The organism is Streptomyces rubradiris, assembly GCF_016860525.1.
Lineage (GTDB): Bacteria > Actinomycetota > Actinomycetes > Streptomycetales > Streptomycetaceae > Streptomyces > Streptomyces rubradiris.
The window spans coordinates 1,579,183-1,594,908 of sequence record NZ_BNEA01000015.1 but is presented as its reverse complement, the minus strand read 5'-3'; the positions used below and the strand labels follow the sequence as shown (position 1 = coordinate 1,594,908).

The 15,726-nt window shown below is 73.4% G+C and carries 14 protein-coding genes; 12 read left to right on the top strand and 2 right to left on the bottom strand.

The window, feature by feature from the left end:
- Positions 1 to 55 precede the first annotated feature (55 nt).
- On the bottom strand, positions 56 to 823 hold the full coding sequence (gene map, locus Srubr_RS20290; RefSeq protein WP_189990570.1) for a type I methionyl aminopeptidase: 768 nt from the start codon (positions 821 to 823) through the stop codon (positions 56 to 58).
- A gap of 79 nt (positions 824 to 902) precedes the next feature.
- Between map and Srubr_RS20285 the strand changes: the two genes are divergently transcribed.
- The 7 genes from Srubr_RS20285 (at position 903) to Srubr_RS20255 (ending at position 7,306) form a co-directional block, all read left to right on the top strand.
- Positions 903 to 1,154: a helix-turn-helix domain-containing protein gene (locus Srubr_RS20285; RefSeq protein ID WP_189990571.1), complete on the top strand. Its 252-nt coding sequence runs from the start codon at positions 903 to 905 to the stop codon at positions 1,152 to 1,154.
- A 172-nt stretch (positions 1,155 to 1,326) separates the two neighbouring features.
- Positions 1,327 to 2,169, top strand: a complete 843-nt coding sequence (locus Srubr_RS20280) for a nitrilase-related carbon-nitrogen hydrolase (protein WP_189990573.1) — start codon at positions 1,327 to 1,329, stop codon at positions 2,167 to 2,169.
- A 29-nt stretch (positions 2,170 to 2,198) separates the two neighbouring features.
- Positions 2,199 to 3,449, top strand: a complete 1,251-nt coding sequence (locus tag Srubr_RS20275) for an aspartate aminotransferase family protein (protein ID WP_189990903.1) — start codon at positions 2,199 to 2,201, stop codon at positions 3,447 to 3,449.
- 46 nt (positions 3,450 to 3,495) lie between these two features.
- Positions 3,496 to 3,744 (top strand): hypothetical protein, encoded by a 249-nt coding sequence (locus Srubr_RS42070; RefSeq protein ID WP_373319172.1) that lies wholly within the window; start codon positions 3,496 to 3,498, stop codon positions 3,742 to 3,744.
- Entirely contained in the window at positions 3,741 to 5,135 is a 1,395-nt protein-coding gene (gene hydA, locus Srubr_RS20265; protein WP_189990575.1) for a dihydropyrimidinase, read from the top strand. Before Srubr_RS42070 ends, hydA begins: the two co-directional genes overlap by 4 nt.
- An 11-nt stretch (positions 5,136 to 5,146) precedes the next feature.
- A complete protein-coding gene (locus tag Srubr_RS20260) occupies positions 5,147 to 6,163 on the top strand; it encodes a TIGR03842 family LLM class F420-dependent oxidoreductase (protein ID WP_189990577.1) in 1,017 nt (338 codons plus the stop codon).
- A 450-nt stretch (positions 6,164 to 6,613) separates the two neighbouring features.
- Entirely contained in the window at positions 6,614 to 7,306 is a 693-nt protein-coding gene (locus Srubr_RS20255; RefSeq protein WP_189990579.1) for an SRPBCC family protein, read from the top strand.
- Here the strand turns inward: Srubr_RS20255 and Srubr_RS20250 are convergent.
- The gene (locus Srubr_RS20250) at positions 7,270 to 8,184 is read right to left on the bottom strand and encodes an NADP-dependent oxidoreductase (protein WP_189990581.1); all 915 of its coding nucleotides are present in this window, start codon (positions 8,182 to 8,184) and stop codon (positions 7,270 to 7,272) included. The two genes, Srubr_RS20255 and Srubr_RS20250, sit on opposite strands and share 37 nt — an antisense overlap.
- Before the next feature lie 253 nt (positions 8,185 to 8,437).
- On the opposite strand from Srubr_RS20250, the gene Srubr_RS20245 reads away from it, so the two are divergent.
- The 5 genes from Srubr_RS20245 (at position 8,438) to Srubr_RS20225 (ending at position 15,707) form a co-directional block, all read left to right on the top strand.
- Entirely contained in the window at positions 8,438 to 8,668 is a 231-nt protein-coding gene (locus Srubr_RS20245) for a glycosyltransferase (protein WP_189990583.1), read from the top strand.
- A gap of 156 nt (positions 8,669 to 8,824) precedes the next feature.
- A complete protein-coding gene (locus Srubr_RS20240; protein WP_189990584.1) occupies positions 8,825 to 9,655 on the top strand; it encodes an NmrA/HSCARG family protein in 831 nt (276 codons plus the stop codon).
- Positions 9,656 to 10,096: 441 nt separating this feature from the next.
- On the top strand, positions 10,097 to 14,269 hold the full coding sequence (locus tag Srubr_RS20235; RefSeq protein WP_189990586.1) for a CHAT domain-containing protein: 4,173 nt from the start codon (positions 10,097 to 10,099) through the stop codon (positions 14,267 to 14,269).
- Positions 14,266 to 15,060, top strand: a complete 795-nt coding sequence (locus tag Srubr_RS20230) for a hypothetical protein (protein WP_189990588.1) — start codon at positions 14,266 to 14,268, stop codon at positions 15,058 to 15,060. Before Srubr_RS20235 ends, Srubr_RS20230 begins: the two co-directional genes overlap by 4 nt.
- Positions 15,060 to 15,707: an RES family NAD+ phosphorylase gene (locus Srubr_RS20225; RefSeq protein WP_189990590.1), complete on the top strand. Its 648-nt coding sequence runs from the start codon at positions 15,060 to 15,062 to the stop codon at positions 15,705 to 15,707. Before Srubr_RS20230 ends, Srubr_RS20225 begins: the two co-directional genes overlap by 1 nt.
- Positions 15,708 to 15,726: the final 19 nt, after the last annotated feature.

The window sequence follows — 15,726 nt, the reverse complement described above, 5'->3', positions numbered from 1 at the left end:
CGGCTGCGGGCGCGTTGTGGCCGGGCGCGCCGTTCCCCGCGCCCCCTTGGGGCGCTTACCTTGCCGTCAGGATGCGAGGGCCCTCTTCCGTGACCGCCACCGTGTGCTCGGTGTGGGCCGCGCGGGAGCCGTCGTCGGTGCGCAGGGTCCAGCCGTCGGGGGCCTCGTGGTAGCCGTCCTTGCCGCTCGCGATCAGCATGGGCTCGATGGCGAGGACCATGCCGGCCCGGAGCGGGAGGCCGCGGCCCGGGCGGCCCTCGTTCGGGACCTCGGGGTCCTCGTGCATGCGGCGGCCCACGCCATGGCCGCCGAAGCCCTGCGGGATGCCGTAGCCGGCCGTGCGGCAGACCCGGCCGACGGCGTGCGCGATGTCCCCGATGCGGTTGCCCACGACGGCCGCCGCGATGCCCGCGGCCAGCGCCCGCTCGGCGGTCTCGATCAGCCGCAGGTCCGCCGGGCGGGGTCGGCCCACCACGAAGCTGATCGCCGAGTCGCCGGCCCAGCCGTCCAGCACGGCGCCGCAGTCGACGGAGAGCAGGTCGCCGTCGCGCAGCCGGTAGCCCGTCGGGATGCCGTGCACGATCGCGTCGTTCACCGAGGCGCAGATCACCGCGGGGAAGGGGGTCGGGGCGAAGGAGGGGCGGTAGCCGAGGAACGGCGAGGTCGCGCCCGCCTCGCGCAGCACCTCCCGGGCCACCTCGTCCAGCTCCAGCAGCGTGACACCGACGCGGGCGGCCTCGCGTACGGCCGTCAGGGCGCGGCCGACGACCCGGCCCGCCGCGTGCATCGCGTCGATCGACGTTTCGGTCTTCAGTTCCACCATGCCAATTACTATACCGGTATTTTAATTGGGTGATGCCCGGCCGGGCCGGGAGAGGGGCGGCCGGGGGCAGAATGGGGGCATGGTGCGTACCCCTCTCACTCCCGAAGAGCGCGACCGCGGTGAGCGGCTCGGGCGGCTGCTGCGCGAGGCGCGCGGCGACCGGAGCATGGCGGACGTCGCCGCCGCGGCGGGCGTGTCCGCCGAGACGCTCCGCAAGATCGAGACGGGACGGGCGCCCACACCGGCGTTCTTCACCGTCGCCGCGCTCGCGGAGGCCCTCGGCCTGTCCATGGACGAACTGGTGGCGCGGTGCGCCCTGGCGCCCGTCTGAGCCGCCCGCCCGGCCCCCGGTGACCGGCTCCGCCACCGGAGTGCGAAACGTGATCGACTCCGTGCTTTGACGACGATGGTCTTGGCAAGGGCCGCCCGGAGGCTTACGTTCGTCCCTCTACCGCCTGCTCTACGGGCGTAGAGGCTCTGACGTCGTGTCGAAGGAGCAGCTCATGGCCAACGTCGTCCGCGCCGCCCTGGTCCAGGCCACCTGGACCGGTGACACCGCGACCATGGTGGCGAAACACGAGGAGCACGCCCGCGAGGCGGCCCGCCAAGGCGCGCGGATCATCGGCTTCCAGGAGGTCTTCAACGCCCCCTACTTCTGCCAGGTCCAGGAGCCGGAACACTACCGCTGGGCCGAGCCCGTGCCCGACGGACCCACCGTGCGCCGCATGCGGGACCTCGCCCGCGAGACCGGCATGGTGCTCGTCGTCCCGGTCTTCGAGGTCGAGCAGTCCGGCTTCTACTACAACACCGCCGCCGTGATCGACGCCGACGGCAGCTACCTGGGCAAGTACCGCAAGCACCACATCCCGCAGGTCAAGGGCTTCTGGGAGAAGTACTACTTCAAACCCGGCAACCTGGGCTGGCCCGTCTTCGACACCGCCGTGGGCAAGGTCGGCGTCTACATCTGCTACGACCGCCACTTCCCCGAGGGCTGGCGCCAACTGGGTTTGAACGGCGCCCAGTTGGTATACAACCCGTCCGCCACCCACCGGGGTCTGTCCGCCCACCTCTGGCAGCTCGAACAGCCCGCCGCGGCCGTCGCCAACGAGTACTTCGTCGCCGCCATCAACCGGGTCGGGCAGGAGGAGTACGGCGACAACGACTTCTACGGCACGTCGTACTTCGTCGACCCGCGCGGACGGTTCGTCGGCGAGGTCGCGAGCGACAAGAGCGAGGAACTCCTGGTGCGCGACCTGGACTTCGGCCTCATCGAGGACGTGCGGCAGCAGTGGGCCTTCTACCGCGACCGCCGCCCCGACGCCTACGAAGGGCTGGTGCGGCCGTGACCGACCTCTACTCCCGCCACCGCGCCGTCATGCCCGACTGGCTCGCCCTCTACTACGACGACCCGATCGAGATCACCCACGGCGAGGGCCGCCACGTCTGGGACTCCGCGGGCCGCAGATACCTGGACTTCTTCGGCGGCATCCTCACCACGATGACCGCGCACGCCCTGCCCGAGGTGACGAAGGCGGTCAGTGAGCAGGCCGGCCGGATCGTCCACTCCTCCACCCTCTACCTCAACCGGCCGATGGTCGAACTCGCCGAGCGCATCGCCCGGTTGAGCGGCATCCCGAACGCCCGGGTGTTCTTCACCGCCTCCGGCACCGAGGCCAACGACACCGCCTTGCTGCTCGCCACCGCCCACCGGCGCAGCAACACCGTCCTGGCCATGCGCAACAGCTACCACGGCCGCTCCTTCACCGCGGTCGGCGTCACCGGCAACCGCGGCTGGTCCCCGACCTCCCTGTCCCCGGTCCAGACCCTGTACGTCCACGGCGGCGTGCGCACCCGGGGCCCGTTCGCCCACCTCGACGACCGCGCGTTCATCGACGCCTGTGTGGCCGACCTGAAGGACGTCCTCGGCCACACCCGGCCCCCGGCCGCGCTGATCGCCGAACCCGTCCAGGGCGTCGGCGGGTTCACCTCGCCGCCCGACGGACTGTTCGCGGCCTTCCGCGAAGTCCTCGCCGCCCAGGGCGTCCTGTGGATCGCCGACGAGGTGCAGTCCGGCTGGGGCCGCACCGGCGACCACTTCTGGGGCTGGCAGGCACACGCCCGCAGCGGCCCGCCGGACATCGTCACCTTCGCCAAGGGCATCGGCAACGGCATGTCCATCGGCGGGGTCGTCGCCCGCGCCGAGATCATGAACTGCCTGGACGCGAACAGCATCTCCACGTTCGGCGGCACCCAGGTCACCATGGCCGCGGGCCTCGCCAACCTCACCTACCTCCTCGAACACGACCTCCAGGGCAACGCCCGGCGGGTCGGCGGACTGCTCATCGAACGGCTCCGGGCGGCCACCGCCGGGCTGCCCGGGGTGCGCGAGGTGCGCGGACGCGGGCTGATGATCGGCATCGAACTGGTCAAGCCGGGCACGGACGAGGCCGACCCGCAGGCCGCCGCCGCCGTACTGGAGGCGGCCCGCCAGGGCGGACTGCTCATCGGCAAGGGCGGCGGACACGACAGCAGCGCCCTGCGGATCGCCCCGCCGCTCACCCTCACCGTCGCCGAGGCCGAGGAAGGCGCGGCGATCCTGGAGAACGCGCTCAGGAGCCCGTACTGACGCGCCAGGGAGCCCGTCCCGCACCAGAAGAGAACGGGGTACGGCCATGACCACCGCCTCGGGTTCCCGGCACGGGCGGGAACCCGCCCCGTCCGTCCGCCGGGTGCTCACCCCGGAGCGGGCGCTCGCCGGGCGGCCCGAGGCGGTGGCCGGCGCCGGCCGGCTGGACCGGCCGGCGCGCCGGGCGCGCGTCGCCGGCGCCGCCGCGGCCCCGCCCGGCCGGGAGCCGCCGGCCGTCGTCCCGCTGCGCAGGCGAGGCCGCGAGCGGCCGAGCCCGAACCGAGGAGCAGTATGAGCAGCCGTACCGTCATCCGCCACGGTCTCGTCATCACCGCGTCCGACGAGATCCACGCCGACGTCCTCGTCGAGGACGGCCGCATCGCCGCCCTGGCCACGCCCCACTCGCAGAGCTGGACCGCGGACCGCGTGATCGACGCCACCGGCAAGTACGTCATCCCGGGCGGAGTCGACGTGCACACCCACATGGAGCTGCCGTTCGGCGGCACCCACGCCTCCGACACCTTCGCGACCGGCACCCGGGCCGCGGCCTGGGGCGGTACGACCACCATCGTGGACTTCGCGGTGCAGAGCGTCGGCCACACCCTGCGCGAGGGCCTGGACGCCTGGCACGCCAAGGCCGAGGGCAACTGCGCGATCGACTACGCCTTCCACATGATCGTCTCCGATGTCAACGACGAGACGCTCAAGGAAATGGACCTGCTGATCGAGGAGGGGATCACCTCGTTCAAGCAATTCATGGCATACCCGGGCGTGTTCTACTCCGATGACGGCCAGATCCTGCGCGCCATGCAGCGCTCCGCCGAGAACGGCGGGCTGATCATGATGCACGCCGAGAACGGCATCGCCATCGACGTGCTGGTCCGGCAAGCGCTGGCCCGGGGCGAGACCGGCCCCCGCCATCACGGGGAGGTCCGCAAGGCGTTGCTGGAGGCCGAGGCCACCCATCGGGCGATCCGGCTGGCACAGGTCGCCGGGGCCCCGCTGTACGTCGTCCACGTCTCGGCGACGGAGGCGGTCGCGGAGCTGGCCAGGGCGCGCGACGAGGGGCTGAACGTCTTCGGCGAGACCTGCCCGCAGTATCTGTTCCTGTCCGCCGACAACCTCGCCGAACCGGACTTCGAGGGCGCGAAGTACGTGTGCAGCACCCCGCTCAGGCCCCGCGAACACCAGGAGAGTCTGTGGCGGGCGCTGCGCACGAACGACCTCCAGGTGGTCTCCACCGACCACTGCCCCTTCTGCTTCACCGGCCAGAAGGACCTCGGCCGCGGCGACTTCTCCAAGATCCCCAACGGCCTGCCGGGCGTCGAGAACCGCATGGACCTGCTCCACCAGGCCGTCGTGGACGGCCGTATCTCCCGCCGCCGCTGGATCGAGATCGCCTGCGCCACCCCGGCCCGCATGTTCGGCCTGTACCCGAAGAAGGGCACCATCACCCCGGGCGCCGACGCGGACATCGTCATCTACGACCCGCGCGCCGAGCAGGTGATGTCCGCGGCGACCCACCACATGAACGTCGACTACTCGGCGTACGAGGGCAAGCGGGTCACCGGCCGCGTCGAGACGGTCCTCTCGCGCGGCGAACCCGTCATCGTCCAGCGGGAGTACACCGGCCGTGCCGGGCACGGCGTCTTCACCCCGCGCTCCACCTGTCAGTACCTGAACTAGGAGTGGCGACCATGGACTTCGGACTCGTCCTGCAGACCGACCCGCCCGCCTCCCGCGTCGTCGCCCTGATGCGCCGGGCCGAGCACAACGGCTTCCGCTACGGCTGGACCTTCGACTCCGCCGTGCTCTGGCAGGAACCGTTCGTGATTTTCAGTCAGATCCTGGCGAACACCGAGCGGTTGACGGTGGGTCCGATGGTCACCAACCCGAGCACCCGCACCTGGGAGGTCACCGCCTCCACCTTCGCCACCCTCAACGACATGTTCGGCAACCGCACCGTCTGCGGCATCGGCCGCGGTGACTCCGCGATGCGCGTCGCCGGGCGCGGACCCGACACCCTGGCCCGGATCAGCGAGGCCATGCGGGTCATCCGCGCCCTCGGCCGGGGCGAGGAGGCCGACCTCGGCGGCGCCAGGATCCGCATCCCGTGGATCAAGGAGGGCGCCGAAGTCCCCGTCTGGATGGCCGCCTACGGGCCGAAGGCCCTGAAGATGGCCGGCGAGGAGGCCGACGGGTTCATCCTCCAGCTCGCCGACCTGTACCTGACGGAGTACATGGTGAATGCGGTCAGGGACGCGGCGGCAGCCGCCGGCCGCGACCCGTCCGAGGTGACGATCTGCGTCGCCGCCCCGGCCTACGTCACCGAAAACGACTCGCCCGAGGCCCTCGCCCACGCCCGTGAGCAGTGCCGCTGGTTCGGCGGCATGGTCGGCAACCACGTCGCCGACCTCGTCTCCCGGTACGGCGAGCGCTCCGCCGACGTCCCCGCGGAACTCACCGATTACATCAAGGCCCGGCAGGGCTACGACTACGCCCACCACGGGCGCAGCGGCAACCCCGACACCGCGTTCGTGCCCGACGAGATCGTGGACCGGTTCTGTGTCATCGGCCCCGCCGAGCGGCACATCGAGAAACTGACCGCGCTGCGCGCCCTGGGCGTCGACCAGTTCGCGGTGTACGACATGCACGACGACCGCGAGGGCACCATCGACGCCTACGGCGCCCACATCATCCCCGCCCTGAGCTGACGGGCTGTGCGGGTCCGGGTCCCGGCGCCGCGGCGTCCCCGTGGCGTCCGGAGTGAAGGTCCACAGGGGTCCGGGAGCATCCGTGCTCGTTCGTCGGAGCCGGGAGGATGTCGATGGGGGGAACGCGGGTGCACGAGGTCGCGGCGCGGGCCGGGGAGGTGTTCGGGCTTCTCGCGGAACCGGCGAACTGGCCCTTGATGTCCAAGCCGTTCGTGCATGCCGAAGTCCTGGGCGAGGACGGCGGCTTCGAACGGTGCGGGATGCGGACCACGTCCGGGGAACGGGTGGAGGCCCGGGTCGCGCTGCGAAGGGTGGACGCCGCGCGGATGCGGACCGACTTCGAGCCGGATCGGCCCGCCCCACCGCTGACGCGGATGGAGCGGGCCTGGATCGTGGAGCCCGTGGGGGCGGAGCAGCGCCTGGTACGGGCTCGAGCACCGGTACGAGGCGGTGGGCGGCGACGCGGCGCTGGAGGAGACCGGCGCGGTGATCGACAGGATCGCGCAGGCCGAGACCGCGGCGGTGAAGGCGGCGGCCGAACTGCCCGCGGACCGGCGCATCCTGGTCGTCGACGAGGTGAGGGCGGCGGGTTCCGCGGACGCCGTGCACCGGGTGCTGTACGACGTCGCCGCCTGGCCCGGGCTGCTGGCGCACGTGGAGCGGGCCGAGGTGCTCCAGGACGAGGACGGGGCACAGCTCGTGGAGGTCGACACCCGGGAGGCGGACGGCGGAATCCTGGCCATGCGCACGGCGTGGGTCGGGCGGGGCGGCACGCTCGTCGCGTACAAGCAGTTGGTGCTGCCGCCGATCGGAAGCAGTCACACGGTGCGCTGGCGGGTGGAGCCGGACGGCGACGGCGCCACCGTCCGCTCCGAGCAGGTCGTGGTGCTCGCGCCCGACGTGGCGGACGTGGCCGCCGTTACGTCCCTTCGTGTGCAGGGAGTCGAGCGCGAGGGTGTGCCTGGTCCTCGACCGTGCGAAGGAGATCGCCGAGGCGCCCGCCCCGCGCCGCTGACCCGCGTCGGCGGCCGGGTACGGACCAGCTCGTGGGCAGTGGGCCTCCGGTACCCGCCGGTGCCCCGGAGGGCCACTGCCCCCGCCGTGCGTCAGTCGACGAGCAGCACCAGCTTGCCGCGGCCGTGACCGGTGTCGAGGGCGCGGTGCGCGTCGGCCGCCCGGTCGAGCGGGAACGCCTCGCGGATGTGGAGCTTCAGCAGGCCGCGCTCGTGGAGTCCGGTCAGCTCGATCAGGCGCTCCACCGAGCGGGCCGCACCGAGCAGTGGCACGCCCAGTTCCTTCGCGGTCTCGTCGTCGACCATCGTGCGGACGCGCTCGCGGTCCTTCACGACCTCGACCGAGGCGCGCAGGGCGTCACCGCCGACGGTGTCCATCACCGCGTCCACCCCGTCGGGCGCCACGGCACGAACCCGTTCGGCCAGGCCCTCGCCGTAGGTGACGGGCACGGCCCCGATCGAGCGCAGGTAGTCGTGGTTGGCCTCGTCGGCGGTGCCGATGACGGTGGTGGCCCCCCAGGCGCGGGCGAGCTGGACGGAGAAGGTGCCGAGCGCCCCGGCCGCGCCGTGGACGAGGACGGTGTCCCCCTGTTTGACGCCCATGGCCTCCAGGCACATGTGCGCGCCCTGGCCGTTGCCGGAGAAGCCGCCCGCGATGTCCCACGGCATGGACGCGGGCTTGCGGCAGATCTGGTCCGCGGGCGCGACCACGTACTGGGCGTAGGAGCCCAGGGTGCCGTAACCGAGCACCTCGTCGCCGGGCGCGAAGGCGGTGACACCCTCGCCCACCTGGTCGACGACTCCCGCGAACTCGTTGCCGGGCACGATGGGGAAGCTCAGATCCAGGAACGGGGGCGCCCAGCCCTGGCGGATGCGGCTGTCGAAGTGCTGGACCCCGGCGGAGCGGACGCGGACCCGTACCGTTCCCGGACCGGCCTGCGGGTCCGGTATCTCCATGGGTCGCAGCACGTCGGGAGCGCCGTAGGAGGTCAGGGCAGCTGCCTTCATCACCATCACCTGCAATCGAAGAGTGGAAGGGAAGGAGAGGATCGAGAGAACGCGGGCCGGAAAGAGGAGGGCCGGCGGAGGAGCGTCATTGAAGCAGCTCGGAATGGGCTGGAGCCGGTTTCGGCCGCCGATGGCCGCAGAGTGGTCTGATCCCGTTCCCGCGCGGCGCAGATCTTACGCCTGCCGCATCCGGCACCGTGCGAGCCGGGGTCGAGCGCGGGCGCCGAGGATCGGGCCGCCGGACTTCGCCGGTGTGCGACGGACGGATCACGAGAATCGGGTGGTCGGCTGGGCGCTGTTGTCCACCCTCCTGACCACCTGCGACGCGATCATCCACCACGGCGGCGCGGGCACCACGCTCGCCTCCGCCCACGCGGGCGTTCCGCGACTGGCGATCCCGCACGGCGCCGACAACCGGATCAACGCCGCGATGATCGAGGAGAACGACGAGATCGTGGCGCGGCTGACCGCCCTCGTGAAGTAGCCCCGGCCTCGCCCGCGGCCCCGGGGGCCACCGGAAGCCCCACGGGTGGCGTGCTCCCCGTCTCAAACCCCTTGACCTCAATTGCGCTTGAGGTTCAAGACTCGGACGCGGCGCCCGCTCGCGCCGGTTCGCGAACAACCTCAGAAGGAGCACGCGTTGAGCAACGACAAGATCGTTTCAGTTCTGGGCGGCACCGGTAACCAGGGCGGTGCCACCGCTCGTGAGCTGCTCTCCCGTGGCTGGCAGGTGCGTGCTCTCGTTCGCGATCCCGGCAAGGCCGAGGCCCAGGCCCTCGAGGAGCTGGGCGCCACGCTGGTCAAGGGCGACCTGGAGGACACCGACTCGCTGCGCGCGGCCGTCGACGGCGTCCACGGCGTGTTCAGCGTGCAGGCACTGGCCTACGAGCCGGAGACACTCGCGGCGGAGGTGCGGCACGGCAAGGCCATCGCGGACGCCGCCAAGGAAGCCGGTGTCGCGCACTTCGTCTACAGTTCCGTGGGCGGAGCCGAACGGCAGACCGGCATCGACCACTTCGAGAGCAAGTGGGAGATCGAGGAGCACATCAAGAAGACCGGTCTTCCCGCGACCGTGCTGCGTCCCGTCTTCTTCATGAACAACCTCCTCCACTTCGCGGACGCCCGGCCCGAGCGCCTGATGCGGCTGCCCGTGAAGGCCGACAAGCCGATGCAGTTCATCGCCTCGGACGACATCGGTTTCTTCGCCGCCACCGCCTTCGACAACCCGGCCGAGTACATCGGCAAGGAGATCGAGCTGGCGGGTGACGAGATCACGTTCCCGCAGGTCGCCGAGATCTATGAGCGGGTCACCGGCGTCCCCACGCGCTTCGAGGCCACCCCCGTCGAGGAGCGCATGTTCGAGTGGTTCGCCGAGGAGGGCTACCAGGCGGACATCCCGGCACTGCGCCGGATCCACCCGGGCCTGCTGACCCTCGAGGAGTTCCTGACCCGGCGGCTCCGCGCGGCCTGACGCGCCGGACGACGACGGTGTCCTCGGGGCCCGGCGGTTGCCGCCGGGCCCCGAGGCGGTGTCCCGTCGGACACGGCGGGCGGGCTCCCGGCCCGATCGCCGGGTACCCCCCACGAGTTGCCGGCCTGCCCGGCCGACGGGCCTCATCCGGCCTGCGAGGGGACCGGCCGCCCGCTCGCCCGCTCGTCACGGGCCGGCAGCTGCAGCGACCCGCACCCGGCGCACCGGCCGGGCGGTGGGCCGGTCACATCCCTGGCGGTGTACCGCGCGCCGCACCCGCCCGCCACCGGAACCGGCGCCACGGTGAGCGCACCGCCCGGGGCGGACCGGGCGGAAACCGGCCGGTAGCCGGGCGTTGTCCGGCAGGATGCCCTTGGGGTGCGCCAGGGCCCGGCTGCCGGACCACGGAAGCGGGCACCATGGCGGCGGAGGGGATGACACATGAGTGACGCCGGAACCGTGTCCGCGGCCGACCGCGCCGCCGCCGCGCTCGCCCGCACCGACCAGGTGTCCGTACCGCTCGAACCGGAGACCCACACCGGGACACGAGGACCGGAACTCGACGCCCTGACCGGCGAACTGGAGTCGCTGCTGGCCGAGTTGGAGGCGTCCGGCGAGGACGGCGCGACGGCCGCGGCGGTGGCCGCACGGCTCGGCCGGTGCCGGGCCCTGCGGTTCGTGCTGGAGGGTGATCCGGCCGACCGGGAGCGCGCGCTTCCCCTGCTGGACCAGGCCCGTACGTCGTCCCTGCTCGCAGCGGAAGAGCGGGAGGCCGCCTACCGAGGACTCGTGGCGCTCACCGGTTTCCGGCTGGTGGGACTCAGCCGTGACGCCTCCGTCCTTTCCGAGCCGCACTGGAGCGTGGACCGGCTCATGCGCCTCATGGAACTGGGCACCCCGCTCACCCACGGCGGGCCGGGCATCGTGGAGGACACCGCGCTGTTGACGCGGCTGCTGCTGGAACGCGAGCACCACCGGATGACTCCCGAACTGCGCGCCAGGACAGAGGGATTCCTCGCGATGACCCACGCGCTGCTGGCGGGCGACACCGGTGCGTTCGTCAGCGAGGCACGGCCCGTGCTCGCCGGTCTCACGGGCGAAGGGATACCGGCTTCGCTGGGCACCCTGCTGAACCTGATGCTGGGCGATCTGGAGCAGTCCCTCGCCAGGTCCCCGGGCCCCACGGAGCCGGAAACCGGGGGCACCGACACGGCCGTGGCCACCCGCAACGCCCTCACCGAGTTCCTGGCCCTGGCCGAGGCGATGTCACCCGGACTCGTCGGCCCGCGGAACGTGCCCGCACTCCTCGCCGAACTGACCGGAGAACACCCCGGCACCGGCCGGGAGGACGGCCGTACGCCGCTGCCGTCCCGGATGGTCGGTGCCTTCCTCCATGCTGCCGGCGCCATGTACTCCGGCGACGTCACGGGCTTCAGGGAGGCGCTCCGGCTGGTGCACGACGCGTGGGCCAAGGGCGAATTCGACGGCGAACCCAACGGCGCATGGCTCACCAACATCGTCCCCGTCATGCTCTTCGGGGCCGCCATGAACGGCGGCAGCCTGGAGGACGAGGACCTGGCCCTGAAGTTGTTCGAGACCCAGCGGTGGGAGGGCGACCCCGCCGGCACGGCCGCCGCCAACCTGCGCGTGTGCGGGGAGGCGACGCGGCTCACGGTGCGGCTGACCTCCGCCTTGGAGCGGGGCGACGTCAAGACCGTCTGGGACGTCATCGAGGCGCTGTGCGAACTGGAGGTGGACGAGGTCTACGCCGCCGCCGAGGAATGGACCGGTATCCACATCGGTATGGCCCTCGGCATCGCCTACCTCGGCCTCGTCGTCCTCGACGCCTCGGGCGCGGACCGGACCGCACACCTGAGGGCGGCCGTGCACCACATGCGGCGGGCCGTTGAGACAGCGGTGGACATGCCCGTCCTGCGCATCCTGCTCGACATGATGTGGGCCCCGCTGCTCACCCTGACGGCGATCGCCGAGTCGGACCCGAGCCGCATCGCCGAGGGCGTCCGGCGGGCCCGGGCCGCGCTGGCCGCCACCGAATTCAGCGGCGCGCTGCGGCCAAGGTCGCACGGCGCCATCGCGCTCGCCCTGGACACCCTGCACACGTTCACCGGGGACGCCGGGGCGCTGGACGAGGCCATCGGCGAGCTGACCCAGGGGCTGGCGGGCCTGCCCGCCGGCCTGCCGGGCGGCGTCGGCCTGCCGGGCAGCGCCGGCCTCACCTGGGACCTGGCCGCGCTGCACGCCAAACGCGCCTGGCTGCGGGCGGGCGCGCCCGGCACCGACGAGGACCTGACGGCCGCCCTCGGCCTCGCCCGTACCTCGCTGCGGCACTCCGCCGACGATGTCCTGCTCCAGCAGGGCGTCGGCCACGGCCTGCGGATCGCCCGCGCGGCGGCCGACCGGGGCCGCGCCGCCGCCTTCTGGGCGCTGCGCGCCGGGCGCACCGAGGACGCGATCGCCTGCCTGGAGGCCGGCCGGTCCCTGGTGTTCGGGGCGGCGGCCGTGTCCGCGGGCGTTGCCGACCGGCTGGCCGCGCTCGGCGAGGGCGAACTGGCCGAGCGCTGGCGGGCCGCCGCCGACCCCGCCCAGGACCGCGGCGCCGACCGCTCCCTGTGGGAACTCTCCGCCGACGTGGCCTCCGGCACCCCCGGCGGCCGCTCGGGCGGCTCCCCGATGGAGGTGCTGGCCGGGCTCGGCACGGGCAGTCCCGGACTGCCGGGTGACGTGCGGCGCCGCTCGCTGGAGCTGCTGCGCGGGCGGGGCGGGGCCGACCTGGAGCCGGTGCTGCCCTCGGTGGACGACCTGCGCGCCGGGCTGCGGGCGACCGGCGCGGACGCGCTGCTGTACCTGGTCCCGGGCGTCGACGACCCGGACGGCGCGGTACTGATCGTCCCCCGCGAGGGCCCCGCCGAGGCGCTGCTCCTGCCCGCCCTGACCCCGGACGGCCGCCGGCCCGTCGCGGAGTACCTGGCGGCCGGGGCGGACCGGCAGCGGCTGGAGACCACGGCCGGTGAGGAGGCCGACGAGGTGGCCGTGAAGGAGGGAGCGGCGGTCGGCAAGGAGGAGCGGGGGGCTGACAAGGAGGAGCGGGAGCGTGCCGAGCGGCGCTGGCTGCGGGCCCTGGACGGCATGTGCGCCTGGGCCGGAGAGGTGCTCGGGCCCGCGCTGGACCACCTCGGCGCGGGGGACCGGGCCGTCGCCGGGACGGATGTGTTCGCCACTCCAGCGGTTGTGGGTGCGGGCGCCTATATGGGTGCGGGTGCGGGTGCGGGTGCTGCTGCGGTCGCGGGTGGTGGTACGCGGGCCGATGCCGTACGGCTCGTCCTGGTGCCCTGCGGGGAACTGGGGGTCGTGCCCTGGCAGGCGGCCCTGCTCGGGTCGCCCGCGGGTCCGGGGGAGCCTGCCGGTTCCGGGGAGACTGCCGGCCCTGGGGTGCCCGGTCCCGGGGAGACTGCTGGCCCTGGGGCGCCTGGTTCCGGGGCGCCCGGCCCTGGCGCGCCTGCTGGTTGCGGGGAGCCCGGCCCTGAGCTGCCGGGCTCCGGCGTGCCCGGCCCTGAGGCGCCCGGTTGCGGGGAGCCCGGCCTTCGAATGCCCGGCCCTGGGGCGCTCGCCGGTTCCGGGGCGCCCGGTCCTCGAATGGCCGGTCCTGAGGCGTCAGACCCCGAGGCACCCGGCCTTGAGGTGCCCGCCTCCGGGGTGCCCGGCCCTGAGCCGTCAGGCTCCGGAGCGCCCGACGCCGAACTGCCCGGCCCGCGGGCCCCGCGCCCGGTGCGGGCCTGTGAGGTCGCCGTGCTCACCCACGCGGCCTCCGGCCGGGAGTTCCTGCGGGCCGCGGCGCGGCGGCGGATGCCGCTCACCGACCGGCCCGCCCTGGTCTTCCACGGCGGGGACGACCTGGAGTGGGCCGAGGAGGAGATCGACACCCTGGCCGCCGTGCTCTACCGCGACGCCGTGGTGCACCGGCCGCACGAGGACCCCGCCACCCCGGAGACCGTCCTGGCGCTGCTCGGCGGCCGGGCCGCCGCCCCCGCCTCCCTGGTCCATCTCGCCTGTCACGGGCTGGCCGGTACGGACCCCACCCGGTCCGCGCTGCTCCTGGCCGACCCGGACGAGGCCGACGAGCCGGCCCGGACCGCGGGCCTCACCCTGAGCACCCTGCTGGAGACGCCCGCCGAGGGCGACGCCTTCCGGTCGGCCGGGCCCCTGGTGGTGTGCGGGGGCTGCGAGACCGACCTGACCACCCGCGACCACGACGAGGCCCTGACCGTCACCTCGGTGCTGGTGCACCGGCTGGCCGCCGACGCCATCGGCTCCCGGTGGAAGGTCGACGACAAGCGGTCCGAGCTGATGATGCTCGTCCTGCACGACGCCCTCGGCCGGGGACTCGCCCCACCGGACGCGCTGCGCGCCGCCCAGCGCTGGATGCTCACCCCGCCGGACGAGCGCCCGCCCGTCCCGGCGCTGAGGCGTGTCTCGGCCGGGCGGCTGGCGGAGGACTTCCGCGACCGGCCGGACACCTGGGCCGCCTTCGTCCACCACGGCAACCCGGCACCGGCGGTGCCCGCCGCCCGGCAGCCGAAGGGAGAGCCCGTATGACCTCCGAGGACCTGCTGAGGCTCCTGGAGCACCACTGGACCACCGTCACCACCGGACTGGACGCGGACGACCACCGCGAACTGTCGGACGCGCTACGGGAGTTGCGCGAGCAGACGGTCACCGGCAACCCGGCCGCCGCCGCCCGTACCGTACGCCGGATCAAGCGCACGCTGTCCGCGCTGCCGCCCGGCCACCCGGTGGCCGAGGCGCTCGGCGGCCACCGCTACGCCGCCGGTCCCCGCGAACTGCCCCGCCTCGCCACGATCGACGCGGTGATCGGCGTCCTCGGCACCCCGCCGCCCGACCCCGCCGAACTGCTCCGCGCGGCCCGCCGGCGCCTCCTGGCCGCCCCCGCCCTGACCGAGGCCGAGCACACCGCCCTGGCCGGGGCGGAGGACGGGACCCCTGCCGGGGCGGAGGACGGGACCCCCGCCGGGACGGAGGACGCGACTGCCGGAGCCGGGCACCATGGACCCGCCGTGCGCGACGACGCCGGCTCCGCCCCGCCGCCCGGTGGGCCGGACGCCCCCGCCGCCGGTCTGATCCGGCTGCGCGACCCGGACGACGGCTTCCGCTACCCCCGCTTCCAGTTCAAGCCCGGTACGGCCGAACCCTTGCCGGTCGTCCGCCGGATCAACGTACTGCTGTGCGCGGACCGCGACCCCTGGGGAGCCGCCGACTGGTGGCTGGGCGGCAACCGGTGGCTGGGCGGGGTCCCCGCCGAACTGCTCGGCGTGGTGCCGGACGACGCGCTGGAACGCGCCGCCGCCGAACTGGTGGGGGCGGCCTGATGCCCGAACAGATTCCGCCGGACGGCGTCCCGATGGAGCCGGTGCGGCACGAGCTGCCGGCGGGCACGGTGCTGTGGCGGTGCCACGAGGAGCAGTACAAGGCCACCGAGTTCAACCCGAAGGTCGCCCACGAGTACTTCAAGGGCAACCGCTTCGACCCCACCGAGAAGGACCCCTACCGCCACCTCTACGCCGCCCTCGACCCGGTCACCGCGCTCAGCGAAGTCCTGCTGCGCTCGGTCGAGTTCGGCGGTGACGGGGTGCGCCTGATCCCCTGGGCGCAGGCGTCCCGGTACGTGCTGTCGGCGTTCCGCACCACGGCGGAGCTGTCCCTGGTGGACCTGACGACCGCCGAGGGGCTGGCCGCGGTCTGGCAGGACCACTGGCTGGTCGACACCGAGGAGTACGCCGGTACCCGGTACTGGGTGCGGGTGATCCGCGAGCGGTGCGCCGATGTGCAGGGGCTGTGGTGGACGTCCAAGCGGTGCCGGCCGCGCACGGCGCTCCAGTTGTTCGAGGACCGCTGTCCGTCCGGGCCCCTCGATCCCCGGCCCCGGGAGTGCCTGCGGCTCGCGTCCCGGGAGGACGTGCGCGAGGTCAACCGGCTGCTGGCGCCCCTGCGCGCGGTCGTCTCCCCGGAGGAGTGAGTACGGCACATCGCACGCC